Source organism: Xanthomonas hortorum (assembly GCF_011305375.1).
GTDB classification, from domain to species: domain Bacteria; phylum Pseudomonadota; class Gammaproteobacteria; order Xanthomonadales; family Xanthomonadaceae; genus Xanthomonas; species Xanthomonas hortorum_E.
In genome coordinates this window covers 1-26,995 of sequence record NZ_VCME01000017.1, presented here as the reverse complement: position 1 = coordinate 26,995, position 26,995 = coordinate 1, and the positions used below count along the sequence as shown (strand labels likewise).

The following is a 26,995-nucleotide window of genomic DNA, read 5'->3' as shown; positions in this document are numbered from 1 at the left end:
AAGGGAGGGATGAAACGAACGGAACTGCTGTGTGAAGTTGTTGGCGTGCGCGAGTAGTGAGGTTGGTCTGCTGCAGCGCTGGAGGATTTGTGTGCTGGCCGACCCTCATCCGCCCTTCGGGCGCCTTCTCCCGGAGGGAGAAGGGAAGCGTCTTGCGCGTCTGCGCCTACCTACGTGCCCTGCCATTGGCTCACCCTCACGTACTGCAGGGAGACGATGGCGGTTGCACCGCCGCCTTACTCAGCCGGCGGCGACACCACATCCGGCTTTGCCGCTTCCGGGCTGACCCGCTCGATCGTGTGCCGCAGCTCGCGGCCCAGGATGAACTTGGCATCCTTGGCCCACGCATCCAGCCGCTCGTCGAACACCAGCTTGCTGTTTTCGTCCGGCCACACCAAGCGCAATTCGCGCAGTTTCTGGATGAAGCTGCGGAACAGGGTCTTGTCGAAGAACTCCGGGGCGGCCGGGGCGTACAACAGGCTCAGGCGTTGCGCGGCCTGTTGGCACAGGCTTTCCAGTTCACCGGCACCGAGCACGCCGGGGCCGTTCTTCACCAGCACCGAGATGGCGATGTAATAGCGCTCGAACGCCTGCTGTAGCGAATGCCCGATCGCACGCAGGCGGAACACTTCGTCGGTCTGCCCGGTGTTGCGGGTCAGCACGCCGCCATCGTCGTCGGCGACGTTGAGCAACAGGCCTTCGCGCACGAACATGTCGATGGTCTGTTCGATGCGTTCGGCGAAACGGTCTTCGCTCCACGGCAGGAACAACTCCGCCTGCAGGAACGGGTACACGGTGCGGCCCAGCCGCAGCAGGCCGGCACGGCTCATGCGGCGGTTGTTCTGGAAGCAGCACGCCACCCACGACGATGCGGTAAACAAATGCAGCACGTTGTTGCGGAAGTAGCTCAGCAACACCGCGGTGTCGCCGCTGACGCTGAGCACATCGCCCAGCGGATGCGACACACGCGTGAGCACGTTGATCTCTTCGGCGTGGGTGATGATGCGCGCCGGGGTGTGCGGGGTGACGGTGACGCGGTCCGAATACGGCATCTCCGCCAGCAGCTTCTTGCACAACTCGATCTGCGCGATCAGGTCGGCCTCGCCCATCGCGTGCTTTGGCGTGGACAGCAGCGCCAGCGCGAGCAGGTTGATCGGATTGACGTCGGCGGCGCAGTTGATGCGGGTCTGGATCTGGGTGGACAGCGTGTCCACCGCCGGCGCGAGCCAGCTGGGTTTTTCATCGTCGGGCAGGGGTTGGCCATCCCACTCCGGGGCGTGCTTGGCCAACACGTCGTTGAGCGCGATCGGCTCGCCGAAGTTCACCACCACCTGGCCGTAGTTCTGCTTGAGCACCTTCGGGATCGACCACAGCAGGCCCCAGATGGATTCCTTTTCCTTGGGCCGGCCGGTGAGCTCGTCCAGATAGCTGTTGCCTTCCATCAGCTTTTCATAGCCGATGTAGACCGGCTGGAACAGCACCGGTTTGCGCGGCTGGCGCAGATACGCGCGCAGCGTCATGGCGATCATGCCGCCCTTGGGCTGCAGCAGACGCCCGGTGCGCGAGCGCCCGCCTTCGACGAAGTATTCGATCGAATAGCCGCCGGCCACCAGCTGCGCGACGTATTCGCTGAGCACCGCCGAATACAGCGCGTTGCCGCGGATGCTGCGGCGGATGAAGAACGCGCCGCCCTTGCGCAGCAGCGTGCCGACCACCGGCAGATTGAGATTGATGCCGGCCACGATATGCGGCGGCACGATGCCGCGTTCGTACAGCAGGTAGCTCAGCAGCAGGTAATCCATATGGCTGCGGTGGCTGGGCACGTAGACCACTTCGTGCCCGGGCGCGGCCTGTTTGAGCTTGTCCAGGTGATGCACCAGCACACCGGCATAGATGCGGTTCCACACGTGGGTGAGCAGGAAGCTGGCCGAACGCACCACCGGGCTGGAATAGTCGGCGGCGATTTCCCAGGCGTAGGCATGCGCCTTGCGCCAGGCATCCACCGGCTTGGAGTTGTCGCGCCTGGCCTGGGTGGCGATGGCCTCGCGCACCGAGTCGGCGGCCAGCACCTGGTCCACCAGCAGGCGGCGGGTGGACAGATCCGGCCCGATCACCGCCTCGCGGATACGCCGGAAATGGGTGCGCAGCACGCGCTGCAATTTGCGCAGGGTGCGCTCGGGCGGCAGGCCCTCGGCCATGGTCTGGCGCAGCGAGATCGGCGGGGCGAAGCGCACGATGGTGGTGCGGCCGTTGAGCAGCACCGCCAGCAGGCGGCGGAAGCGGCCCACCAGCGCCCAGTTTTCCGAGAACAGCACCGCGAACCAGCCGCTCTGCTTGTCGGGCGCGCGGCCGACGAAGATCGACACCGGCACCAGATGCACGTCCAGGTCGTCGCGCACGCGGTGCGCCTGCAGCAACTTGGCCAGCGAGTCGGAATGGGTCTTGCCGCCGCGCTGCTCGGGGATCAACGAATTGCTGCTGCTGCGCCGCGACAGCGCCAGGTAGGCGCGCTTGCGCTGCAGCGGGTCGCCCGGCAGCGGCACCAGTGGCGAGGGCAGCCCGGCTTCGCGGCAGGCCTTGTCCAGGATCAGGGCGCTGGACAGGCCGTAGTCCTCCAGCACGTAGACCACCGGCGTGCCGTCGTCGTAGCGGCTCGGTTGATCCGGTTCGATGGTCAGGCTCAGCCACGGGTCGGCCAGCCGGCCGAGCAGGCGCGCCCACCACGGACGTTTGGCGTTACGGGCGGCGGCGACGGCCGGCGCGATCGACGGCGCGGCGTCCGGCGGAACCGGTACGGCCGTCGGCAATGCTGCGGCCGTGGCACCGAGATCGGCGGCGGCAGCGCTGGGCGGGGCGGGCTGGCCGTCCGGGAACGGCAGGGGATTCTGTTCTGGCATCACGGTCATTATCGCCCAGCCGGGCGTTGCCCGGTGGCGGCGGGCGGGGCGGGCGGGGCGGGCGCGGCCGGCGGGGTGTCGGGCGCTGCAGCGGCGTCGGGTAGGGGCGCGGCCGGCGCGGCGCTGAGTAGCGCCTGCACCTCGTCCTGGGTCTGCTGCGGGTACCAGTGGCCTTCGCGCTTGAGCAGGGCGATGGTGAGGTCGATGTCATGCGCAGCCAGGGGATAGCGCAGCCGCACCTGGGCGCGCTCGCCCTCCTGTTTGATCAAGCCGGTGCGCAGCGCATCCAGGCTGCTGTCCAGCGACAGGCCGTAGCGCTCCAGCACCTGCTTGGCCGCTGCCCAGAACGGCCCCAGCCGGCGCAGGCTCTCTTCCATCCCCAAGCGCTGCAGATCGGCGTCCGAGCCGATGCCGGTGGCGCGGGCGGCGGTCACCAGGTCGGTGATGCTGGCCTTGGCACGGGCGCGATCGGCCAGCGGCGCGGTCGCGGCCCAGGCGCTCAAGGCGTCGACCAGTTGCACGTAATGCGCGCGCTGCTCGGGCTGGTAGTCGTTGCGGCTGCGCAGGTATTGCACACCGAACTGGCCCAGCGACTGCGCGGCCTGGCGGATGCCCTGCGCCTGCCCGGCCAGTTGCGCATCGAAGGCCTGTTGCAGCTGGCGTTCGGCACCGGGCGCGGACAGCGTGCCGAGCAGGTTGCCCACCTCATTGGGCAGCGGCAGCTCGGTCAGTGGCCAGCGGCTGGCACCGCTGCGCCAGGCCGCTTCCAGCTGGGTGTACTGCGCAGGCGTGACCCGGATCCGCGCATAGGCAACCAGATCGTTGCGACGCAATGGCATGGTCATCGACTGCATCGCCGCTGCCGGCTCGGCGGTGGCGCCGGGCAAGGCAGCGGCAGTGTCGCTGCGCTGGCAACTGCTGGCGCATAGCGCTGCCAGCAGCACCCACGCGATGGACTGGAACCGGCCGGCGCGGACGGTGGATAGCGACATGCGCACGATGTTCCCCTGGTCGATCGGCGCATCTTGCTGTCTGAATGCGTTGGCGGCAAGGCGCGCGACAACCGTGCGCTGGGGTACGGTGGGAAAACGTTAGATTTTCGTAGTTCCAGGCATGTTGTCGTCCAGTGTCCGACATTGACCGCTGTTGTCTTCTCCGGACAAACTTGTCCAGGCATCTGCTGCGAGCCCTTGTGCTGCCTGCGTTTGCTGCAATGCTGCAGCGCATCATGTAAGCGCTTGCAGTTCCTGCTAGCGTGCGCGCCATCTCGTTCTGAGATCGCCATCGGTCGGGGCCGATGTCATCCATGTGCATGTGTGGCACGAATGTTCTGCGCCAGCGGACCATGCGCCCTGACCCGGCGCGCGGCGCCAGGCGCGTTGTTTTGGGGAGTGCGAGAGCATGAGTCGACCAAGGTCCGAAGGCGGTAGCGTCACCATCAAGGATGTCGCGCGCGAAGCGCAGGTGTCGGTGGCCACGGTCTCGCGCACCATGAACGGGCATCAGCACGTGGCCGAGTCGGTACGCGAACGCGTGTTGCAGGTCGCCCGTGCGCTGCACTACATCCCGCATCACGCCGCGCGCAGCTTGAGCAGCCGTCGCACCCACACCATCGGCGTGGTGTTGCCGGATCTGCATGGCGAATTCTTTTCCGAATTGATCCGCGGCATCGACCAGGTCGCACGCGAGCAGGGCTATCACCTGCTGGTGTCCAGCTCGCATGGCGACCCGCAGGCGCAGCGCAAGGCGCTGGAACGCCTGCCCGGGCGCGTGGACGGGGTGGTGGTGATGTCGCCCTCGCTGGGCGACTCCGGCGTGCACGAAGACGCGTTGCCCGGCGGCCTGCCGGCAGTGCTGCTCAACTGCGCCGGCACGGCCAGCCAGCGCCCGGTGCTCAACGTGGACAACTACGGCGGCGCGCGGTTGATGACGCGGCATCTGCGCGACAGCGGCCATCGCCGCATCGCCTTCATCGCCGGGCCGGCCGACAACTTCGACGCGCATGAACGTCTGCGCGGCTATCGCGACGAACTGGCGCTGGATGCCGATGCGCAGCCGTGGGTGCTGCCGGGCAACTTCGATGAAGAATCCGGCTACCGCGCCGGCCAGACGCTGGCGCAGGACACACGCCCGGATGCGGTGTTCGCGGCCAACGACATGATGGCGCTGGGCTGCCTGTTCGCGCTCGGCCATGCCGGGCTGAAGGTGCCGCAGGACATCGCGCTGGCCGGCTTCGACGACGTGCCGATGGCGCGCTACGTGCTGCCGGCGCTGACCACCATGCGGGTCGATATCGCCGGGCTGGGCGCGCGTGCATTGCAATTGTTGCTGGGTCAGCAACTGGTCGATGCACCTGCACCGCCCACCGATGCCGCACCGCCGGCGTTCTCCGAGATGGTTCCCGAATTAATCGTGCGCGCTTCCAGCGCGCCGCGTGCTGCGCCTCCTACCTGAGACGCGCCACCGCGCTTTGCTGAGCTTGTGTTGCTTGCAGTCCCCGCAGTTGTTGCCAGCTGTCCCGCTTTACGTAATACCGACGCGCCAGCCACTCCGCTGGTTCGCGCTTTACCCCTGGGAGGGGGAAAGTCATGAAGCATTACCGCACTGTCTCCACCCTGCCGGCGCGCAGCCTGTTGTGCTGCGCCCTGGCCGCCTCGTTGCTGGCCAGCACGCCAGCCATGGCCCAGTCCAGCAACGCGACGTTGCGCGGCCAGGTCGCCTCGGCACAGGCCGGCACCACCGTGACCGCGACCAATGTCGCCAACGGCGCCGTCCGACGCGTGCCCACCGGCGCCGACGGTAGCTACGCGCTGGTCGGCCTGCCTCCGGGCACCTACAAGGTGGACGCCGGCCCCGGCAGCGAGCAGACCGTGACCTTGTCGGTGGCCTCGTCGGTCACCTTGAACCTGGGCGGCGCGGCGGCAGCCGCACCTGCCGGCGATGCGACGACGCTGGACGCGGTGCAGGTCACCGCCACCACGCTGCAGGAGGTCAAGACCTCTGAAGTGGGCACCAACGTGTCGCTGAAGCAGATCAGCACCGTGCCGCAGCTGACGCGCAACTTCCTGGAGTTCGCCGACACCGTGCCGGGCATGCAGTTCGAGACCAACTCCAACGGCAACAGCCAGATCCGCGGCGGCGCGCAGGGCAGCTCGGCGGTGAACGTCTACATCGACGGCGTTGGCCAGAAGAGCTACCTGTTCGGCGGCGTGTCCGGCCAGGAGCAGAGCGCGGGCAATCCGTTCCCGCAGCTGGCGATCGGCGAGTACAAGGTCATCACCTCCAACTACAAGGCCGAGTTCGACCAGGTGGGTTCGGCGGCGATCGTTGCCTCGACCAAGTCAGGCGGCAATGAATTCCACGGCGAGATCTTCGGGCGCACCAGCAATACCGATTTCCGTGCGCGCCAGGCCGATGAGCGCGCCGGCGCACCCAATGCCGACGGCAACAAGCGCAAGACCCACCAGGACGAATACGGTTTTGCGCTGAGCGGGCCGATCGTGCAGGACAAGGCGCATTTCTTCTTCAGCTACGAAGGCAAGGGCTTCGAGGTCTCGGCCAACCCGGTGGCCGTGCCGGATCGTTTCAGCACCTTCGCCGATGACCTGCCGGCCGGCGTACAGAGCCGGCTCGGCTCGGTGACCCGTCCGTTCAACGAAGACCTGTACTTCGGCAAGGTGGACTGGGACATCGGCGAGAACGATCGTTTGGAGCTCACCGGCAAGTACCGCGACGAAGAAAGCCGCGACAGCGTCGGCGACCAGACCACCGCGATCGCCTCCAAGATCAATCTCAATACCGAAAAACGCTTCGACCTGCGCTGGCAGCATTACGGCGAGCGCTACGTGAACGAAGCGCGCGTGTCCTATGAAGACGTGTTGTTCAATCCCACCGCCTACACCCTGGGCAGCCAGACCGTGTACACGCGCGGCATCGCCGAAGACGACGTGCTGCTCAACGACGGCGCCACCAGCGGCCTGGCGATCCAGCGCAAGGGCCAGAAAGGCCCCAGCTTCCAGAACGATCTGACCTTCAACAACCTCGAATGGCACGGCAACCACGTCATCAAGATGGGCGTGAAGTACAAGGAAGTGGAGCTGACCCAGAGCGAAAACTCCGCGGCCAACCCGTCGTTCTATTACGCAGTGGGCGATGGCGTCGGCACTGCGCCCACGCCCTATCAGGTGCGCTTCAATCTGCCGTTCGCCGGTGCCGCGCCGTCGGTGACCACCACCAGCAAGCAGCTGGGCCTGTACATCCAGGACGATTGGGACGTCAACGACAAGCTGCAGTTGAACCTCGGCGTGCGCTGGGATGGCGAAAAGATTCCCTCGTACCTGGACAACGTGACCCCGCCGGAAGTGGTGGCGGCCTTGAACGGCCCCGGCACCGATCCGGCGGTGAGTGCCACCTACGCCGAGCAGCTCGCCAAGGGCGGGGTGAACATCAACGACTACATCAGCAACGGCCGCAATCGCAAACAGGACAACAACAACTTCGCGCCGCGGCTGGGCTTTTCCTACGATTTCCGTGGCGACGAGTCGCTGGTGCTGTTTGGCGGTGCCGGCCGCAGCTACGACCGCAACCTGTTCGACGTGATGGGCCTGGAGCAGATCAAATCCGCGCTGGCGCAGTACACGATCCGCTTTGCCGGGCCCACCAACTGCGTCCCGGCGCCGGGTACCTGCACCGCCTTCGATCCGGCCTTTCTGAGCAACCCGGACAGCCTAGGCAACCTGGTCGATGCGCGGGTGCGCAACGGCGAGATCAATCTGCTCAACAACGATCTGAAAACGCCGTATGCGGACCAGTATTCGCTGGGCCTGCGTACCCAGCTGGGCGACTGGAACACCTCGGCGACGGTGTCGTATATCCACAGCAAGGACGGTTTCATCTTCACCCTGGGCAACCGCTATGCCAACGGCGATTTCTTCCAGAACGGCGGCCAGGCATTCGGACAGACGCCCAGGGGCTTCGGCAACCTGATCATCGGCAACAACGGCGTGGAGACCAAGACCGGCCAGCTGCTGCTGTCGGCGGACAAGGCCTATACGCAGGAAAGCGGCTGGGGCCTGACCGCGGCGTATACCTTCTCGCGTGCACGCGGCAATCGCGGCAACGACGATCGCTACGGCTTCGATGCGGCCACCATCGCCGACTACCCGTTCCTGGACCTCAATGCGGTGCCGCGTCACCGCCTGGTGCTCACCGGCATCTACGACCTGTTCTGGGGCATCAGCGGCTCGGCCAAGCTGACCCTGGCCACAGTGCCGCCGCGCAACGAGGCGATCTCGTTCGATCAGTACGGCGGCCCGAATTCAGACAATATCCGCGTGGTCTCGGTGGATGCGCCCGGCGGCAAGTTCATCGCCGGCGGCGACATCTTCGGCACCCGCCAGCTGGATCTGTCGTTGTCCAAGGACATGCACATCACCGATGCGGTGACCGTGCAGGTGCGCGGCGATTTGATCAATGCGCTGAACTTCCGCAACTACGATCAGTACAGCATCGACTGGGGCAGTGCCGGCATTTACGACCCGCGCGTGAGCATCAACCAGTACGGGGCGATGTCCACCCCGCCCCGCACCTTGTTCATGAGCGCCCGCATCATCTGGTAACGGCTGGCTGGACGGCGCCCGGTGCCTCGGTGCCGGATGCCGTTGGTTGCCAAACCCGTCGTCGATCACTGCACGGCCCCATTGCACTGGGGAGGGGCCGCCTGCAGGTTTCATGCAGTTTGCTTATCGGCAGTGTGTCCACGCAGCGCGTTGCTTGATGCGAGCGATGCTGTAGGCAACACGCTTCCTTCGCGATCGTTTTTTGTTGTGTTTGCAGTCTCTGCTGTCTGTTGCCGCTGTACCCGTTCCGTCCACACCAAGCACTAACCTGACGCGCCAGTCACTTCACTGGTTCGCGCTTTACCCCTGGGAGGGGGAAAGTCATGAAGAATCACCGCACCGTCTCCACCCTGCCCGCACGTAGCCTGTTGTGCTGCGCCCTGGCTGCCTCGTTGTTCGCCACCACCCCGGCCATGGCCCAGTCCAGCAACGCCACGTTGCGCGGCCAGGTCGCGTCCGCGCAAAGCGGCAGCGAGGTCGTCGTCACCAACCTCGCCACCGGCTCGGTGCGACGCGCACCGGTCAATGCCAACGGCAACTACACCATCGTCGGTTTGCAGCCGGGCACCTACAAGGTCGAATCCAACGGCGCCAGCCGCACGGTGACCCTGTCGGTGGCCTCCAGCGCCACTGTCGATCTCGGCACGGAGGCGGCGGCAGCGCCGGCCGGCGATGCGACCACGCTGGACACGGTGACGGTCAGCGCGCCGATGATTCGCGACGTGAAAACTTCGGAAGTGGGCAACACCGTGTCGTTGCGCCAGATCCAGCAGCTGCCGCAGGCCACGCGCAACTTCCTGGAATTTGCCGACACTGTGCCGGGCATGGTGTTCACCATCGACCAGGACGGCAACACCAAGTTGCGTGGCGGTGCGTCCAACGCCAGCTCCAGCAATCTGTACATCGATGGCGTGAGCCAGAAGAGCTACGTCTCCGGCGGCGGCATTGCCGGCCAGGACGAGACCCAGGGCAATCCGTTCCCGCAGTTGGCGATCGGCGAATACAAGGTCATTACCTCCAACTACAAGGCCGAGTACGGCCAGATCAGCGGCGCGGCCATCACTGCGGCAACCAAGTCCGGCACCAACGAGTTCCACGGCGAGGCGTTCTACCGCTTCACCAATCAGGACCTGCGTAAAGAGCGCCCGGACGAAGCCGACGGCAAGGTCGATTCGCAGACCAAGGAATACGGGTTTGCGATCGGCGGACCGCTGATCCAGGACCGCATGCATTTCTTCTTCGCCTACGAAGGCAAGGACAACGTCGCGCCCAAGAGCGTGCAGCCCAGCGCCGAAGCGACGCCCTTCATCGGGCTGTTGCCGTCGAACCTGCGCGATCAATACGGCGCGTCGAACATGCCGTTCAGCGAGGACCTGTACTTCGGCAAGATCGACTTCGAACCGACCGACAACGATCGTATCGAATTGGCCACGCAGTACCGCGACGAAACCCAGGTCAGCAACGTGGGCGGCCAGAACGCGCCCGATCGCGCCGTGGACAAGGTCAACAAGGACAAGCGCACCAGCCTGCGTTGGCAGCACAGTGCCGATGGCTGGTTCAACGAAGCCATCCTCACCACCGAGGATTCGCGCAATCTGCCGACGCCGCGCGGCGTGGGCAATGGTTCGATCTACACCTACATCGATCGCACCCAGGCCGACCCGCGCCAGTGGGTGTTTCTCAATACCGGCGCCGCCAGCGGCGAAGACTTCAAACTGCGCAGCCAGAAGGGCTGGTCGTTCCAGAACGACCTGACCTTCAATGCGCTGGAGTGGCACGGCGAGCACACCATCAAGACCGGCGTGACCTACCGCGACATCAAGCTGACCTCGCGCGAATCCAGCTCGCTCAATCCGCAATTCAGCTACGAAGTCGGCCAGAACGGCGTGGCGCCGGTGCCGTTCCAGGTGCGCTATATCCGCGCGTTCGACAATCCCGGCCAGCTGCCGGTGGTCGAATCGCCGTCCAAGCAGTACGGCATCTATCTGCAGGACGACTGGGCCGCCACCGACAAGTTGATGATCAACATCGGCGTGCGCTACGACTATGAAGACACCCCGGCCTATACGGACTTCGTGACCTCGCAGCCGTTCGTGGATGCGCTGTATTCCGACGACCCGGCCAACCCCGGTCAGCCGTGGGCCAACCGCCTGCTGCCAAGCGGCGTCAACGTGGCCGATTACATCAGCACCGGCAACAACCGCAAGAACTTCAAGGACGCCTGGGCGCCGCGTCTGGGTTTCTCGTACGACCTGTTCGGCGATGAGGCGGCGGTGATCCACGGCGGTGCAGGTCGTTCCTACGACCGCAATCTGTTCGAGCAGCTGGCGCTGGAATCGGTCAAGGCCGCGCTGTCACCGGTGGTGGTGTACTTCAGCGATGCCGCCAGCGGCCAGGGCTGCTTCCGCGACGACCGTGTCTGCGCCCCATGGAATCCGGCGTTTCTCAACGGTATCGATCAGCTCAATACGATCGATGGCACCAACGACAGCTCCGAGCTTTTCATGTTCAAGAACAAGCTCAAGACCCCGTACAGCGACCAGTACAGCATCGGCATCAGCAACCAGGTCGGCGACTGGCTGACCGATGTCACCTTCCAGCGCATTTTGTCTTACGACGGCCTGGTGATGAGCCTGGTCAACCGCTATCCGAACGGCGCGTATTTCGATGCCAACGGTGGCGTGCCGTGGGGCGAGCCGGTGCCTGGCTATCGCAATACCATCATCGGCGACAACGGTCTGGAGCAGCGCAGCAGCCAGGTCTTGCTGTCGGCCGAAAAACCCTACACCAAGGAATCGGGTTGGGGCTTGAACCTGGCCTATACCCACACCAGCGCGCGCCAGAACCGCAACATCGACGAGCCGTTTGCATTCGACAAGGCCACCATCCGCGACTACCCGTTCGTGAAGTCCGATGCGGCCTCTGCGCATCGCTTCGTGGCTTCCGGCTCGCTGGATGGTCCGTGGGGCGTCACCTTCGGCGCCAAGCTGGTGTTGGCCACGCCGGAGCCGATCAACACGATTGCCTGCTACGGCTTCACCGATCCCGATGGCGGCACTTGCCAGCAGGTCGGCGTCGTCCCGCCGGGCAACGGCAAGTTCCTGCTCGGCGGCAAGATCTGGGGTTATCGCACCGTCGATCTGCAGGCCACCAAGGACTTCACCGTGGCTGGCGACTTCAAGCTGACCGCTCGGGTCAACGTGCTCAACGCGTTCGACTTCAAGAACTTCACCCAGTACGAATACAACAGCTTCGGCAGCAACGGACGGCTTGACCCGGATATCACCTTCGTCAACAACGGCGAGATCAGCTACGTGCCACGCAGCGTGATCTTCGAGGTGGGCGCAAAGTTCTGATCCAACGTAACCTGCACGCGCATACGCTTGGATGCGCGTGATTCGAACGGGGCCGATTGGCCCCGTTCGCTTATCAGCTTATGGAGCAGCTGACAAAACGTATTGAGCAGTTGTCAGATGGGTGCGTCAACACGTGCAAATGGTGCTGCATGTCGCACCGGCTGCAACCCTCAGGTAGTGCGCGCAGACGTTTTGTGAGTGGCTTTATTTCTTTTGAGGACCGGACCTCCATGATCCCCGCTCCGCTTCGCAACATCGTCATCGTCGGTGGTGGCACCGCCGGCTGGATGGCGGCCGCCGCCTTCGCGCGCGTGCTTGGCCCTGGCTTCAACGTGCAGCTGATCGAATCCGAACAGCTCGGCACCGTGGGCGTCGGCGAGGCCACCGTGCCGCACATCAAAGCCTTCAACAATCTGCTCGGCATCGATGAGGCCGAGTTCGTGCGACAGACCCAGGGCAGCTTCAAGCTCGGTATCGAGTTCGTCGACTGGCAGCGGCCCGGCACCTCGTACATCCACGGCTTCGGCACCCAAATCGGGCATCCGCTCGGGCTGCTGCCGTTCCATCAGTACTGGATCAAGCAACACTTGCGCGGCAAGGCGCAACCGCTAGGCGCGTACACGCTCAATACCGTGGCCGCCGTGCGCGGCAAGTTCATGACCTCGGCCGGCGATGTGCCGGCCAACTCGCCGCTGGCCAATATCGCCTACGCGTATCACTTTGATGCCTCGCACTACGCGCGCTTTCTGCGCGGCTATGCCGAACAGCGTGGCGTCACCCGCATCGAAGGCCTGGTCCAACAGGTGCAGCTGCATGCGGACACCGGCCACGTGCAATCGCTGCAATTGGCGTCCGGGCAAGTGGTCAGCGGCGAGCTGTTTATCGATTGCTCCGGCTTTCGCGGTCTATTGATCGAAGAAGCGCTGCACACCGGTTATCACGACTTCACCCATTGGCTGCCCTGCGATCGCGCACTGGCGGTGCCGTGCGAAAACGTCGGCCCGCCCACGCCGTACACGCGCTCTACCGCGCGCGCGGCCGGCTGGCAGTGGCGCATTCCGCTGCAGCACCGCACCGGCAACGGCTATGTGTATTCCAGCGCGCACATCAGCGACGACGAAGCCGCCTCCACGCTGCTCGCCAACCTGGATGGCAAAGCGCTGGCCGACCCACGCCCGCTGCGCTTCACCACCGGGCGGCGCAAGCAGTTCTGGAACCGCAATGTGGTGGCGCTGGGCCTGGCGAGCGGCTTTCTGGAGCCACTGGAATCGACCAGCATCCATCTGATCCAGGCCGGCATTTCCAGGCTGCTGGAGTTATTTCCGCGCGAGGGCATCAGCCCGGTGCTGGTGCAGCGCTACAACGACCGGCTGGCGTTCGAGTTCGACCGCATCCGCGATTTCCTGGTGCTGCATTACCACGCCACCGAACGCGACGACAGCGCGTTCTGGCGCCACTGCCGCACCATGCAGATCACCCCGGAGCTGCAGTTCACCCTGGACCTGTTCCGCGACAGCGGGCGCTTCTACCGCAATGCCGAGGAAATGTTTGCCGAGATCAGCTGGGTGCAGGTGATGATGGGCCAGGGCGTGCTGCCGCAGGGCTACCACCCGCTGGTGGATCAGGTGCCCGACCATGACGCCGAACGCTTCCTGGCCAGCATCGCGCAAACCATCGGCCATTGCGTGGACGCCATGCCGACCCACCAGCAGTTCATCGACCGCTACTGCAAGGCGGCGGCGCCGCGTTGAGCGATTGTTCGACGCCGCAGTCTCCGCACGCGCCGATCGGCGGGCAAAAAAAAGGATCGGGCACAAGGCCCGATCCCTTCGAAAACCGGGACAAGCCCGGTGGACAATGAGTGGCACAGCTTCCGACTGACATCGGACGAGGGGCATCGTACGCAGGCTTTAACGTTAAAGCAACACTTTAATTCTACCGAATTAACTTATTGATTTTATTAGCCAGCAGATGCCATCAAGCGCCCCCCACTACACCTGGCGCTGCCCCAATGCCGTACGAATCTCAGCCTGGATCGCATTCGCCGCCGCCGCCGGATCGGCAGCCAGGCGAATCGGGCGGCCGACAACGATGGCATCGGCGCCATCGGTGAACGCCTGCGCTACGCCCACGGTGCGCTGCTGGTCGTCGCCGACCGGGCCGCCGGGGCGGATGCCGGGGCAGACGATCGAAAAGGCCGGGCCAGTGGCGCTGCGGATCGGGCCGGCTTCCTGGCCGGAGGCGATCACTCCATCGATGCCGGCGGCCTGGGCGGCCAGCGCGCGCTCCACCACCACGTCCACCGGTTCGCGGTCGATGCCCATCGCGACTAGGTCCGGCCGGCCCATCGAGGTCAGCACCGTCACTGCCAGCAGGCGCATGTCGCCGTGGTTGGCCTCGGCGGCGGCCTGCAGCATGCCGGCGTGCCAGCCGTGCACGGTGCAATAGCTCACCGGCCACTGCGCCAGGCGGCGGATGGTGCCGGCCACGGTGGCGGGGATGTCGAAGAACTTCAGGTCGACGAACACGCGTTTTTCGCGCTTAGCCAGCGCATCGAGCACGTGGAAATACTCGCCGGAGGCCAGCAGCTCCATGCCGATCTTGTAGAAAGACACCGACTCGCCGAGGCGGTCGACCCAGGCGATCGCCTCGTCATGGCTGGGCACATCCAGCGCGAAGATCAGCCGCTCGTGCGCGGCCAGCGGCAACGGTGCGCGGCTCATCGGGCCACCTCCAGCGCGGCGCGCTTGGCGTCGTGGCGCTGCTGCCAGGGCTGGCTGAAGTCGTTGTTGAACTGCGCCGGCTCCCAGCCGCCGTAGCTGGGGTTGGGCAGCATCCACCAGCGCTCGCCGAACCAGTCGTGGTACTGCTGCAGCAATGCACCACGCGCCTGGCTGGTGTTGGCGCTGACCTGCACAAAGTCGCCCAGCTGGTCGCCGAACTGCATCAACACGCGGTACTTCTGCCCGGCAAGCTGGCGGCGGCAGTTTTTCTCGCTGCCATTCTGTTCGCAGCCCTGGACCACCGTGCCCAGGCCCAGAAACACGCTGTCATCGGCCACTGGCAGCCCGACGCTGCGCAGGTTGGCCAGCGTGGCGTCCTTGAGGTGCACGGCGCGGTTGGAGATATAGATCAGGGTGATGCCGCGGGCGTTGGCGGCCTTGGCGAAATCCACCACGCCCGGGATCGCGGTGGCCTTCTTCTCGGCCACCCACTGGTCCCAGCTCAGCTCGTCGTATTCCTTGCCGTCGCGCAGCAGGCGCGCCTGGTAGGGCGAGTTGTCCAGCACCGTCTCGTCCACATCAAGCACCACCGCCGGCTTCAGGCCGGTGGCGGCATTGCCGCGTTCTTCGGGCACCAGCGCGTCCCAGTTGGGCTGCTTGAGCGCGGCGTCCAGCTTGTCGGCGGCGGCGCGGTAGGTCTGCTCGGCCACGGCGCGGTACTCCTCCGAACGCTGCATCCACAGCACTGCGTTGAGGTTGTCGTCGCCGGCCGGTGCGGTGGGGGCTGCGGGCTGCGTGGCGGTCTTGGTGGCAGCGGCGCTGGCGGCCGCATTGGCGGACACGGCGGCATCCTGGGCGAGCTGGGCCAGCTCCTTGTCGCCGGGCTTGCAGGCGCTCAAGGCCAGCACGGTGCAGGCGAGCAGGGACAACGGTGCGTAAAACGAGGGGCGCATGGCATCCACCAGAACAGGAGCGGCAATGAAGTCGGCGATTTTAGCGGGTTCGTGTGCCGACGCTTCCATCGCACTGCTGGCAGCGCCCGCGAGCAGGATCGGTATGCTTGCGGGCTGATCGCCCCCGGAGTCACCCATGACAGACGCACCTACCCCGCCCGTCCTCGATACCGCCCAGGCCCGCGTGCTCGGCTGCCTGATCGAAAAAGAGGCGACCACGCCGGATGCGTATCCGCTCACGGTCAACGCCGCGCAGGTGGCCGCCAACCAGAAGACCGCGCGCGAGCCGGTGCTGAATCTGCAGACCGGCGTGGTGCATCACGCCTTGCGCCAGTTGGAAACGCTGGGCCTGGTACGCCAGCAGTTTTCCTCGCGCGCCGAGCGCTACGAACACCGGCTGGGCAGCGTGCTGGATCTGACCCGGCAACAAGTGGCCGTGATCGGCCTGCTGCTGTTGCGCGGCCCGCAGACGCTGGGCGAGTTGTATGCACGCAGCGAGCGGCTGGTGCGTTTCAACGATGCCGACGACGTGCGCCACCATCTGGACCGGTTGATCCAGCGCAACCTGGCCGTGCAACTGCCGCGTGCCAGTGGCCAGCGCGAGGAGCGCTATGCGCATCTGCTCAGTGGCGAGCTGGATGTGGAAGCACTGCAGGCTGCGGCCGCGCGTGCCGCACCGAGTTCGCGCAGCAGCGCCGACAACAGCGAGCTGGAAGCGCGCGTGCACAGCCTGGAAGCCACCGTCGCCGAACTGCAGGATGCGCTGGCTGCGGTGCAGGCACGCCTGGAGGCTGCTGGCGCCTGAGGGCGCTGTTCCCCTGTTGGAGATGTCCACTTCACTTCGCCGCCCATCATCGGATCGCTATCCGCGCAACGGCGGGCCAGGCCGACAGACGACGTCCTTGCCGAATGGTGATGGCGCACGTTGCGGCCACCCGCTTAGGTCGGCGTATCCACCTCGTCCCAGTCGGCGTCTTCGAAGTGCAGCAACCAGTTGAGGGTGTAATGACGCTCGTAGACCACGCCGGGCACGATGCCGGCCGGTGGCGGTTGCTGGGTCTGGCCGGCCTGGCGCACCGCCCAGTGCAGGCGCAAGTGCCGGTCCAGCGCATCCAGCAGTTCGGGCACCGGCCGTAGCGTCAGCGACGGCCGCGTCGCGGCTTCGGCATGTTCCAGCGCGCGCTGGGCAGCCGAGGGCACATCGCACAGGTCGGTTGGCTCCGGCAGCGCGTCGGCCAGCCCCAGGGCCCACTGCAGCACGGCCAGGCTCTCGTAGCGCCAGCCGAAGTTGGCGAGCTGCTGGGGCTCCGGCGCGGGTTGGGCAAAAAAGGCGCGCTCCTGCGGCGACAGTGCCGCCGCCACGCCGGGCAGACGGGCCTCCATGTCTTCCAACGACGGTGGCGTATCGCCGGCGGCCAGCATCTCCGCGCGCAAGGCCACCGCAAACAACGCCAGCATGCGCTGCGTCACCGCTGCGGCATCGCGCACCCGCGCTTCGGCCTCGCCGGGCACCGGCGGCAAGCTGGGCGGCACGCGGATGCCTTGCGCGGTCAGCCGGGCCAGTTGCTGCGCACGCCGCTCCCACGCATCCGGCGGATACGGCACCTGCGCCTCATCGTCGATCGCCGGCTCGCCCTGGCTGATCAGCACCCGCCCGTGCGGGTCGCGCACGCTGCCGTCGGCCAGAAAACACACCGCATTGGCCTGCTCGGCCCACTGCGCCAATTCCCCGAAAGCCGTGTCGTCGACCTCGAAGGTGAAGTGCTGACGCACCCGCTGCACATGCCGCATCAGGTGATAGCGCGCCTGGGTCATCTGGCCATCGCCGGCCTGATTCACGTAGCCGACAAAGCCATGCAGATGCGTCGCCAGTTCCGGATCGGCGTGATCGCGGTGCTGCACGGCGGTACGCGGCAGAAAATCCGGCCACACGGGGTCGCGCAGGGTGGAATAGGCGTTGACCAGCAATGGCATGCGGGTGTCCTTGTTGGGGTGACGAACAAAACTACCGCGCTCACCATCAGGCAGATGTCATCGGTGTTCGGTGCCTCATGTACCCCTCGTACACTGCGGTTGCTCGGCGCCGTCCGCGCCGAGCTGACGAACACTCGCCAGGTTTTGTTAGCCACTTTTGGCCGTGCGATAAGCCGGCAGGGTGCCGGAGGCACGCTCAGCTGTCCATGCCGGCGGGGCCGAGATCGATCGTGTAATAGACCACCGGATCGGATTCCTGGCTTAGCTCTCGCAGGCCTTGCCGCTGCAATCCGAGTTTTTCCAACGCACGGATCGAGTCGGCATTGTCCGGCGACACTATCGCGCACAGCTGCGACAACTCCAGCACATCGCGTGCATACGTCAGCACCGCGCGCCCGGCCTCGGTCACATAGCCCTTGCCTCGGTAGGCAGGCAGTAGTGCGAAGCCGATATGCGGCACCGGCAAGGTATCGCGGCATAGCAGACCCAAGGTGCCTGCAAACGCGCCCTCGCGCGTCTCCACCGCCCAGTGTGCGAAGCCGTGTGTCTCCTGATGCGCTTGCGCCCATTCACGCAGATGATCGCGCGCCTGCTCGCGCGTGCGTACGCCGCGATCGTTGATGCCCGCAATAAAACCGGGGTCATTGACCAATACCAATATCGCATCGGCATCGCGCTCGGGATCGAGCGTGCGCAGGCGCAAACGAGCGGTTTCGATCACAACAGTCACGGCGCACTCCGGCATCGGGAAAAACCAGACTGCCGTGCAGGCCTGTCGCTGGCAAGCCTGCGCATGCGCAACAACCGCTAGTCGAACAACGCCTGGATCGCCGCCAACCCCGCACTGGCGCGCTCTTTCTTGCGCTCGGCATCGGCCACCGGGTCGGCGCCGTCGCGCTGCAGTTCTTCGGCCGGAATCTCGTCGAGGAACCGGCTCGGCTTGAGCCGCACATGCTCGCCGAACTTGCGCGTCAGCTTGCTGTGGCTCATCCACAGCTGCTCCTTGGCGCGGGTGATGCCCACGTACAGCAGACGACGCTCTTCCTGCAGATTGCCTTCTTCCAGGCTCACTTCGTGCGGCAGCACGCCGTCTTCGCAGCCGACGATGAACACATAGCGGAATTCCAGGCCCTTGGACGCGTGCATGGTCATCATGCGCACCTGGTTGCCGCCATCGTCCTTATCGTTGCGCGACAACAACGCCAGCTGCGCGGCCAGATCGCTGGCGCTTGCGCCACGCGGGCCGCCTTCAAACCACTCGGCCAATTCGTCCAGATTGCGCTTGCGGCGCTGGAAGCCGGTTTCGTCCTTGGACTGGTTGCGCAGGTCGTTGAGCAGGCCGGATTTTTCGGCCAGGGTGCGCACCAATTCGCCGGCCGGCATTGAGGCCGAATGCTCGCGCATATCGCGCAGGATATCGGTGAACGCACTCAGGCCATTGGCCGCACGCGGCGGCAAGTGCTGCAGCGCGCCCATCGACTCGGCCGCGCGCGACATCGGCACCGACTTGGCACTGGCCAGCTCGGCCAACCGCGCCAGCGAGGTCGCACCGACTTCGCGCTTGGGCGACTGCACTGCGCGCAGGAACGCCGCGTCATCTTCAGGATTGACGATCAGCCGCAGCCACGACAACACGTCCTTGACTTCCTGCCGCTCCAAAAACGCGGTGCCACCGGTCAGGTGATACGGCACGCGCAGCAACTGGAGCGCCTTTTCCAGCGGCCGCGATTGAAAATTGCCGCGGAACAGGATGCAGAAATCACTCCACGGCACCTGCTTGGCGGTGCCCAGAAACGAGATCTCGGCGGCGACCTTTTCGGCCTCGTGCTCGCTGTCGCGGCATTCCCACACCCGAATGCGCTCACCGTCAGCCTGGTCGCTCCACAGCGTCTTCAAATGCTCGTGCGGGTTGTGCGCGATCAAGGCGTTGGCAGCGCGCAGCACACGATTGGAGCAGCGGTAGTTCTGTTCCAGCTTGATGATTTCCAGCGCTGGATAATCGCGCCCCATCTGCTGCAGATTTTCCGGATTGGCGCCGCGCCAGGCGTAAATGCTCTGGTCGTCGTCGCCCACGCAGGTGAAGTTGCCGCGCGGCCCGGCCAGCATCTTCAGCAGCCGGTATTGCGCATCGTTGGTGTCCTGGCACTCGTCCACCAGCAGGTAGCCGATGCGCTCGCGCCAGCCCATCACGATCTCTTCGTTGCCCTCCAGAATCTGCACCGGCAGGCGGATCAGATCGTCGAAGTCCACCGCGTTGAAGGTGGTCAGCCGCGCCTGGTAGCGCTCGTACAGGCTGGCGGCTTCCTTTTCGCGATTGCTGCGCGCCGCGGCCATCGCCTGTTCGGGCGACATGCCGGCGTTCTTGGCCCGCGAGATCAGATTCTTGGCGTCCTCGATCGCATCGGGCTTGGCGCCATGCATCAGGTCCTTGATCTGCGCGGCGGCATCGTCGGAATCGAAGATCGAAAAGCCGCGCTTCAAACCGGCAGCGGCGTGCTCGATCTGCAGGAACTTCAGCCCCAGCGCGTGGAAGGTGCAGATGGTCAGCCCCTCGGCGCCGTCGCCACGGATGCGCTTGGCCACACGCTCGCGCATTTCCTTGGCGGATTTGTTGGTGAAGGTGATCGCGGCGATGCGCTTGGCCGGATAGCGGCCAATGGCGATCAGATGCGCGATCTTCTCCACGATCACGCGCGTCTTGCCGCTGCCGGCACCGGCCAGCACCAACAAGGGACCTTCGCAGTGCAGCACTGCGGCGCTTTGCGGGGGATTGAGACCGTGCATAGAGGCTTCCAACAGAGCGGGCCATTGTACCGGCGCCGCGTCCGGCGAGCCGGCGGTGCCGGTTCATGCTGCCCAGCCATTACCGCATGCCGCGCGGCCCGGTAAAATCCACCAATGGCCAAGCTCTATTTCTACTATTCGGCAATGAATGCCGGCAAGACCACCACCTTGCTGCAGTCCGCGCACAACTACCGCGAACGCGGTATGCGCACGTTGATCCTCACGCCCAAGCTCGATCACCGCGCCGGCAGCGGCGTGGTGGCCTCGCGGATCGGCCTGCGCGCGGACGGGCGCACCTTCGATCGGGATACCGAGTTGCAGCAGCTCATCGAGCGCGACATCCAGGCCGAGGGTGCGCTGCATTGCGTGCTGGTCGACGAGGCGCAGTTCCTCAACCGTGCGCAGGTCTGGCAGTTGAGCGAGGTGGTCGACCGCCTGCGCGTGCCGGTGCTGTGCTACGGCCTGCGCACCGACTTCCGCGGCGAGTTGTTCGAGGGCAGCCAGTTCCTGCTGGCCTGGGCCGACGAACTGGACGAGATCAAGACCATCTGCCACAGCGGCAGCAAGGCCACCATGACCGTGCGCGTGGACGCGCAAGGGCATGCGGTGCAGGACGGCCCGCAGGTGGAGATCGGCGGCAACGAGCGCTACGTGTCAGTCAGCCGTGCCGAGTTCAAGAAGATCATGCGTGGCGAAGGCCGCATCGACCCGCTGCAGATTGCACTGCCGTTGCCGCCTGCGGGGACGTAACGCTCCACCGCATCATTCTGCCAGCGGCGTAGCGCGGTGCTGGAATGCCGCTCATACAGCGGGCGATGCCGATCCCCTGTGCGGGCTGTCATCGACAAATCGGCCGACGACGGTGGCATCGCATACCGGAGCCATTGCCTACCGACTGACCCTTGGCCAACGCATCGATGGCAGCCTCCATGAGTGATGAGTCGGGGCACCACGCCCCGATATTTCCCCGCTGTCAGCGGGTAGCGCGCAGTGATGGCTCACTGAAGAATTCAGCCGAACCGCCGTTAATCATCTGGCTCGCTATGCGCTTGTGATGCGACGCTAAACCCAGGCAGGCATTCAATCGCCGCTGTATATCTGCGCCTCACCAACCAGCGTATCGTTTGCCCAGCGTTGCAGCGATCTACATGCAACCAAGCTCAACCACAGTCCTGTAAGCTTGCGACCATCCATTTGTCGGGAGGCAATACATGGGTCCGCTTCCTCCCGAATTACGTGCAGATATCGCGCGTGTTGGCCGGCTATCGTCGGTCCCCGATGTGCTGACCATCCTTACTCGTTTGACCGGCATGGGGTTCGCCGCCGTCGCGCGCGTGACCGATACGCGCTGGGTGACCTGCCAGGTGCGCGACGACCTGTCCTTTGGTCTGACGCCTGGCGACGAGCTGCCCCTGGTCACCACCTTCTGCGACAGCGTGCGCACCCAGGGCAACGCGTTGTGGTTCGGCCATGCCTCCGAGCACCCGGTTTTCCGCGACCACCCCACGCCGCGGCTCTATGGCTTCGAAAGCTATGTCTCGGTGCCGATCAAGTTCGACGACGGCAGCGTGTTCGGCACCTTGTGCGCGCTGGACCCGCTGCCGCGTGTCATGGATGCGCCGTTGGTGGAAAAGGTCGAGCTGCTGGCGCAACTGCTGGCCGCGCAGATCCAGGCCGAACAGCGTGCCGAAGAGAGCGCACAGGAATCGCTGCGGGCACGCAGCGAACTGGGGCGCATCGGCGCATCGGCGCGCCTGCGCGAAGAGTTCATCGGCATCCTTGGGCACGACCTGCGCAACCCGCTGCAATCGATGCACGCCGTGGTGGACGCGCTATTCATCGACCCGCTCAACCAGCGTCAGGGCGCCTCGCTACGCTCGATGCAGCGCAGCCTGCGGCGCATGGAAGAGCTGATCGACTTCGCCAGCGATTTCGCGCGTGGCATCGAACGCGACTGGCTGCAGCTGGACTACGGCAACGGCAGCGACCTGCTCGACGCGCTCTCGCAAGTGGTCGACGAAACCCGCGCCGCGTACCCCAACCAAGTGCTGTCCACGCATGTGGCCATCGACGAACCGGTACATGGCGATGCCGTGCGCCTGGCGCAGATGTTCGGCAGCCTGATGATCAACGCGGTGGTGCAGGGTCAGCAGAGTTCGCTGATCAAGGCGGTTGCAGTGACCGAGAACGGCCGCCTGCGCATCGAAGTCTGCAATCTGGACGGCATCGATCCGCGCCGGCTCGATGTGCTGCAAGCCTCCACCCATGTACACACCCCCGGACGGGCATTGCCGGAAGTCGATCTGGGTCTGCATATGGCCGCCCAGATCGCCCAGGCCCATCAAGGCGAACTGCGCATCACCAGCGGCAAGGATGGCACCTGTTTCCGTGTAGAGCTGGCCTGCGTGCGCCCGCGTGCACGCATGCAACTGGTCAACAGCGCGACCTCGGCCTGAGCCGGGTCGCGTTGGCGGTGCATCAATACTGCGCGGCTGTCACGCGGCCGCGGTCGATATTCAAAATCGGCGGTCTGGCATCACGCTGTTCGTAAGTCACTGACGATGGTGCCACTTATCAGTCGCGCAGCATGGCTGCGCGACGCGCCTGCGCCCTAGTAAATCTTGCGCTCGCTCGCCGGCGGCGGCGTCCATTGGTACAGCCAGGTTTCGGTCAGCGGCTTGCCGTTGGCGCGCAGGAACAGACGGATATCGATCTGCTGGGTGCTGTCATCTGGCGGCACAAAGTCGAACATCGCCCGATAGCCTTTGAGTTCATGCAGCGGACGCGCCGATACGATCTCGGTAGTTCCGCGCGACACCTGGATGATGGCCTCGACCTTGGTCTTGGAATCCTTGACCAATGCAGCCAGGTCGCCACCCGCGAAATCCACCGCAAACCGCCACGAGAAATGGCTGCGCTTCTGCCCGACGATGCCGCCCAGGCCGGTGCGTGTGGCCACGCAATGCGCCAACGGCGAGCTGGCCGGCGGGTGCGCGCCCCAATACAGGCGATATCCCATCAGCAGTTCCTGCCCCGGCTGCGGCTTGGCCTGCGGATTCCAGAACGCCACGATGTTGTCGAAGGTCTCGTCCACGGTCGGAATCTCGACCAGTTGCACCGAGCCCTTGCCCCAACCGCTCTTTGGCTCGACCCACAGACACGGGCGCTTCTCGTAGAACACGCCATCGTCCTGGTAATGGTCGAAGTTGCGATCGCGCTGCAGCAGCCCAAACCCGCGCGGGTTCTCGTCGACAAACATGTTGAAGCGCAGCTGCGGTGGGTTGCACAACGGCCGCCAGATCCATTCGCCGCCGCCGGTCCACATCGCCAACCCGTCGGTGTCGTGGATCTCCGGGCGCCAGTCCCAATCCATCCGGCTGTCGTTTTCGCCCACCTGGTACATGCTGGTGCACGGGCCGATGCCGAGCCGCTCGATGGCCGTGCGCGGATACAGCGCGCTGTCGATATCCATCACCAGCACCTCGCCATTGGTGATGGCAAACCGATACGCACCGGCAACGCTAGGCGAGTCCAACAACCCGTACACCACCACAGTGTCCGAATCGTCCGCCGGCTGCTCCAGGTAATAGGCGATGAAATCCGGAAACTCCTCCGGCCCGCCCGTTCCGGTATCGATCGCCAAGCCACGCGCCGACTGCCCGTACTGGCCTTCCTTGCCTACCGCACGGAAATAGCTGGCGCCCAGAAACGCCGAAAAATCGCGGTCGGTGTCCTTGCGCGTGTTCAGACGAAATCCTGCAAACCCCAGGTCTTTAGGCAACTGCTTGCCGCCCAGCCCGCTGCTGCCGTAATCGAACGCAGCCGGGTCATAGGCCAGCTGCTGCGCCTTGCCATCGACGATGTCGTAGATGTGCACCGGGGTATGGAAGTACAGCCCCAGGTGGAAGAACTTCGCCTGAAACTTGCCATTGCCATCGGCCCACAGCGCGTGATCCTGCCGATAGCGGATCGACTGGTACTGATCCCAGTTCAACGCCTCCAACGGTCCCGGCAGCACCTGCTTGTGGCTTTTGTACGGCGCCTTGGCCAGCGCACGCGCCTGACCCTTCAGCCAGGCATAGTCGAACGGCTGCGGCTGCCCCAACCGACGCAGTCCTACCGCCTTGGCCGCCAACGCCCATTGCGGCAACGCCGGCAAACCGAGCGCGGCCAAAGCGGCAGCGGCATTTTTCAGGAAGTGGCGTCGTTGCATGCGCATCGGTCTGATCAGGGAATGGCGACATCATAGCCACAGCCCGGCGTGCACGTGAATGCGACGCTCAGGGCGCCGCTGACGAAGACGCGCACGCGTTTCTCAGCCCCAGCTCTTTCGCCTTGCTGCACAGGAACTGTCGCTGTGCCTGCTGCTCATCCGGCCCGGTATAGCGCAGCAAGGTCCATTGCTCTTTCGCCTGCATTTGCGCACCCGGCGCAAGCTGCCGATACGGCGCATGCACCTCCATTTCCAGTAGCCCTTGCGCAGGATGCTGTGGCGGCGCATCCAGATACAACTCCACCTGCCCTTGCTCTGGATGGATGGCCGCCTTTGGCTGATGCGCGAAGCGGATCAACAGCACCTGACCACCTGCAAAACCCGCCATCCAGCCAGCCGAAGGCTGCAGCAACAGCTTGCCGCGCTGGGTCAGCCCGTCCTGCCGTGTATCGGCACTCAGCACGAAGACGCCCTCGTGATGGCGATACGTCGGCGCAGTCGTGCCAGCCTCTGTCGGCGGTTGAACGCGGATATCAGCCGCGTTGGCCACCGGGACGAAGACACGCGTACTGGCTGCAACCCGCGTGTTGAACCACAGATCCCAAGCGATAGGCTGTTTGCGGATATTGCGTGCAGTGGCCTCCACCTCCACGGTATCGGCACGCGTGGATGAGAGCGCAACACGCTTGCGTAGTTGTACACCGGTGACCGGACTGGGTACGCCTTCCAGGATCAGTTGATCGCCACTGAGTGTAACCGTGCGTGTAGTTGCCAACGACAGATACGGATCCGGCGGCCACACTGCAGCTGCGGCTTTACGTGCGGGGTTGAGCTGTTGATGCAGCCACCACTGACTCTGCGGCCCCACCCAGACATCGTGGCCCAGATATGGGATATCGCCTGCAATGGCAGAGACCTCCGGCGCAGGTTGCTGGTCTACGGCGATGCCCGTCTTCAACACGTTGGGGTGTCCACGCAAATTGAAGGACAGCACTCGCCCACCGAGCGCAGGCGTGGCACTGAGCTCGATGACCTCGTTATGCAACTGGATGCGCTCGATTGCGGCCTTGGGGCTGGACGCAAGCTCCGCGGCACACACACTTGCTGCAGGCTGCAACGTAAATGCACCAACAGCAATGAGCGGCACGAAGCGACGCAATAATGCAGGCATGTACAACTCCAAGCGCAGGACGCAACGATTGTGGCGCGATGCAGAGCCACGCACCAGCGAGCCATCGGTGATTGCGGTTCTGAGCACGCTCTTTGCCTTTGCATTTACCTCGAGGCTGCTCGCCAGATGCCTTCGCTGATCCAGAACTGGCTACTGTTGTTTCGATCAGCGCGTGTGACCTAGCCAGCTGTCAACGCTGGCAACTGCCGCACCACACCGTCGCGCGTTGTCCGATGGTGGCGTGTTTCAACAAACGTCCACATTGCTTGCAGGCCTCCCCCTCACGCCCATACACCGTGAGTTCCTGCTCGAAGTAACCAGGCGCACCGTCCGGGCTAATGAAATCACGCAACGTCGTACCTCCGCGCTGGATCGCATATCCCAGAATGTCTTTGACCGCTGTAGCCAAGCGCCGGTAGCGGTCCAACGATACTTTTCCAGCCTCTCGCAGGGGGCTGATTCCCGCGCGATGCAGGCTTTCGGCAGCGTAAATATTCCCCACGCCGACAACGACCGCTTGATCCATCAGAAAGGTTTTCACCGCGGCCCGACGTCCACGCGCCAGTGCATGCAGATAATCGCCAGTAAATGCATCCGATAATGGTTCGGGACCAAGTGCAGCAAGCAACTCGTGAACCTGCGTATCAGATTGCCACAGCAGGCAGCCGAATCGGCGCGGATCGTTGAAGCGCAGCACGCGTCCATTTTCCAAACTGATATCCACATGATCGTGCGCACGCGGCAATGTATCGCCAGGCAACACGCGCAGACTTCCGGACATTCCAAGATGCAGCAGCGCACTGCCGCCAGCATCGGTATCGATCAACAGATACTTGGCGCGACGTCGTACGTTGGTAATGGTGGCGCCAGGAAGCAGCTGCTCGATCTGCTCGGGAATGGGCCAGCGCAGATCCGGTCGTCGCAGGATGACGCCATGAATCCGTTGGTCAACCAGATGCGGGGCCAGGCCGCGCAAGGTGGTTTCCACTTCGGGAAGCTCAGGCATGCAGATATCCAATAGGCGAGGCCGGCGATGTTGCCGACGTGATGGATATGGTGGCGGAGCGAGATAAACCCAAATCTCGTATTAGCCAGATCCACGCTTGGACGTCAGTATGCTTGACGCGGTTTTCGTCCAGAACCGCTTCGCGGGTGTTCAAACGCAGCTGGGATCAGAGCGACATTTGCAGATTTTCCCGGCGCCTTCTTGTCAATTTTCGGTTCCCGGCCTCGGCCTCTGACTATCGCGCCGAATTCCATGCAAAAAGAAACCCCCAGTCCTGTTGGACTGAGGGTTTCGGGTAAA

At 64.7% G+C, this 26,995-nt stretch carries 18 protein-coding genes and 1 other RNA gene; 8 read left to right on the top strand and 11 right to left on the bottom strand.

All coding sequences use genetic code 11. The features are described from left to right. Positions 1 to 236: 236 nt before the first annotated feature. Positions 237 to 2,906 carry a glycerol-3-phosphate 1-O-acyltransferase PlsB gene (plsB, locus tag FFY45_RS15385; RefSeq protein WP_074056348.1) on the bottom strand — a complete coding sequence of 890 codons (2,670 nt, stop codon included), beginning with the start codon at positions 2,904 to 2,906 and terminating at the stop codon, positions 237 to 239. Then, positions 2,906 to 3,889 carry a hypothetical protein gene (locus FFY45_RS15380; protein WP_176341092.1) on the bottom strand — a complete coding sequence of 328 codons (984 nt, stop codon included), beginning with the start codon at positions 3,887 to 3,889 and terminating at the stop codon, positions 2,906 to 2,908. The genes plsB and FFY45_RS15380 overlap by 1 nt, the downstream gene beginning before the upstream one ends. 409 nt (positions 3,890 to 4,298) lie before the next feature. On the opposite strand from FFY45_RS15380, the gene FFY45_RS15375 reads away from it, so the two are divergent. From FFY45_RS15375 to FFY45_RS15360, 4 genes are all read left to right on the top strand, one after another. Continuing rightward, the gene (locus tag FFY45_RS15375; protein ID WP_176341091.1) at positions 4,299 to 5,351 is read left to right on the top strand and encodes a LacI family DNA-binding transcriptional regulator; all 1,053 of its coding nucleotides are present in this window, start codon (positions 4,299 to 4,301) and stop codon (positions 5,349 to 5,351) included. Positions 5,352 to 5,485: 134 nt separating this feature from the next. Continuing rightward, positions 5,486 to 8,515 carry a TonB-dependent receptor gene (locus FFY45_RS15370; RefSeq protein ID WP_176341090.1) on the top strand — a complete coding sequence of 1,010 codons (3,030 nt, stop codon included), beginning with the start codon at positions 5,486 to 5,488 and terminating at the stop codon, positions 8,513 to 8,515. A gap of 323 nt (positions 8,516 to 8,838) precedes the next feature. Continuing rightward, positions 8,839 to 11,871, top strand: coding sequence for a TonB-dependent receptor domain-containing protein (locus tag FFY45_RS15365; protein ID WP_176341089.1), 3,033 nt, complete (start codon positions 8,839 to 8,841; stop codon positions 11,869 to 11,871). A 230-nt stretch (positions 11,872 to 12,101) separates the two neighbouring features. Beyond that, positions 12,102 to 13,622 carry a tryptophan halogenase family protein gene (locus FFY45_RS15360; RefSeq protein WP_176341088.1) on the top strand — a complete coding sequence of 507 codons (1,521 nt, stop codon included), beginning with the start codon at positions 12,102 to 12,104 and terminating at the stop codon, positions 13,620 to 13,622. Positions 13,623 to 13,862: 240 nt separating this feature from the next. Here FFY45_RS15360 and pyrF read toward each other — a convergent pair whose 3' ends face one another. Together pyrF and FFY45_RS15350 are read right to left on the bottom strand one after the other, a co-directional pair. Further along, positions 13,863 to 14,594 carry an orotidine-5'-phosphate decarboxylase gene (gene pyrF / locus FFY45_RS15355; RefSeq protein ID WP_176341087.1) on the bottom strand — a complete coding sequence of 244 codons (732 nt, stop codon included), beginning with the start codon at positions 14,592 to 14,594 and terminating at the stop codon, positions 13,863 to 13,865. Then, positions 14,591 to 15,556 (bottom strand): 5'-nucleotidase, lipoprotein e(P4) family, encoded by a 966-nt coding sequence (locus FFY45_RS15350; protein ID WP_176341133.1) that lies wholly within the window; start codon positions 15,554 to 15,556, stop codon positions 14,591 to 14,593. The genes pyrF and FFY45_RS15350 overlap by 4 nt, the downstream gene beginning before the upstream one ends. Before the next feature lie 127 nt (positions 15,557 to 15,683). On the opposite strand from FFY45_RS15350, the gene FFY45_RS15345 reads away from it, so the two are divergent. Then, positions 15,684 to 16,352, top strand: coding sequence for a YceH family protein (locus FFY45_RS15345; protein ID WP_176341086.1), 669 nt, complete (start codon positions 15,684 to 15,686; stop codon positions 16,350 to 16,352). A gap of 134 nt (positions 16,353 to 16,486) precedes the next feature. Here the strand turns inward: FFY45_RS15345 and FFY45_RS15340 are convergent, their stop codons facing one another. Further along, positions 16,487 to 17,521, bottom strand: a complete 1,035-nt coding sequence (locus FFY45_RS15340) for a DUF4272 domain-containing protein (protein WP_176341085.1) — start codon at positions 17,519 to 17,521, stop codon at positions 16,487 to 16,489. Between the two features lie 77 nt (positions 17,522 to 17,598). Between FFY45_RS15340 and FFY45_RS15335 the strand changes: the two genes are divergently transcribed. Next, positions 17,599 to 17,674, top strand: a non-coding RNA gene (locus FFY45_RS15335) — sX9 sRNA. Between the two features lie 43 nt (positions 17,675 to 17,717). On the opposite strand, the gene FFY45_RS15330 is transcribed toward FFY45_RS15335, so the two are convergent. Beyond that, on the bottom strand, positions 17,718 to 18,266 hold the full coding sequence (locus FFY45_RS15330) for a GNAT family N-acetyltransferase (RefSeq protein WP_176341084.1): 549 nt from the start codon (positions 18,264 to 18,266) through the stop codon (positions 17,718 to 17,720). A 62-nt stretch (positions 18,267 to 18,328) separates the two neighbouring features. Further along, the gene (locus FFY45_RS15325) at positions 18,329 to 20,305 is read right to left on the bottom strand and encodes a UvrD-helicase domain-containing protein (protein ID WP_176341083.1); all 1,977 of its coding nucleotides are present in this window, start codon (positions 20,303 to 20,305) and stop codon (positions 18,329 to 18,331) included. A gap of 114 nt (positions 20,306 to 20,419) precedes the next feature. Between FFY45_RS15325 and FFY45_RS15320 the strand changes: the two genes are divergently transcribed. Next, on the top strand, positions 20,420 to 21,055 hold the full coding sequence (locus tag FFY45_RS15320; RefSeq protein WP_104551568.1) for a thymidine kinase: 636 nt from the start codon (positions 20,420 to 20,422) through the stop codon (positions 21,053 to 21,055). A 461-nt stretch (positions 21,056 to 21,516) separates the two neighbouring features. Further along, positions 21,517 to 22,761, top strand: a complete 1,245-nt coding sequence (locus tag FFY45_RS15315) for a GAF domain-containing sensor histidine kinase (protein WP_176341082.1) — start codon at positions 21,517 to 21,519, stop codon at positions 22,759 to 22,761. Positions 22,762 to 22,916: 155 nt separating this feature from the next. On the opposite strand, the gene FFY45_RS15310 is transcribed toward FFY45_RS15315, so the two are convergent. The 4 genes from FFY45_RS15310 to FFY45_RS21980 all read right to left on the bottom strand — a co-directional run. Continuing rightward, positions 22,917 to 24,518 (bottom strand): OpgD/OpgG family glucan biosynthesis protein, encoded by a 1,602-nt coding sequence (locus tag FFY45_RS15310; RefSeq protein ID WP_217902603.1) that lies wholly within the window; start codon positions 24,516 to 24,518, stop codon positions 22,917 to 22,919. A 67-nt stretch (positions 24,519 to 24,585) separates the two neighbouring features. Then, entirely contained in the window at positions 24,586 to 25,689 is a 1,104-nt protein-coding gene (locus FFY45_RS15305; protein WP_176341080.1) for a DUF4380 domain-containing protein, read from the bottom strand. Between the two features lie 190 nt (positions 25,690 to 25,879). Beyond that, complete coding sequence (gene mutM / locus FFY45_RS15300; protein WP_176341079.1) at positions 25,880 to 26,695, bottom strand: bifunctional DNA-formamidopyrimidine glycosylase/DNA-(apurinic or apyrimidinic site) lyase; 816 nt, start codon at positions 26,693 to 26,695, stop codon at positions 25,880 to 25,882. 104 nt (positions 26,696 to 26,799) lie between these two features. Beyond that, the coding region (locus tag FFY45_RS21980; protein WP_217902602.1) for a hypothetical protein at positions 26,800 to 26,995 on the bottom strand (196 nt) is incomplete at its 5' end.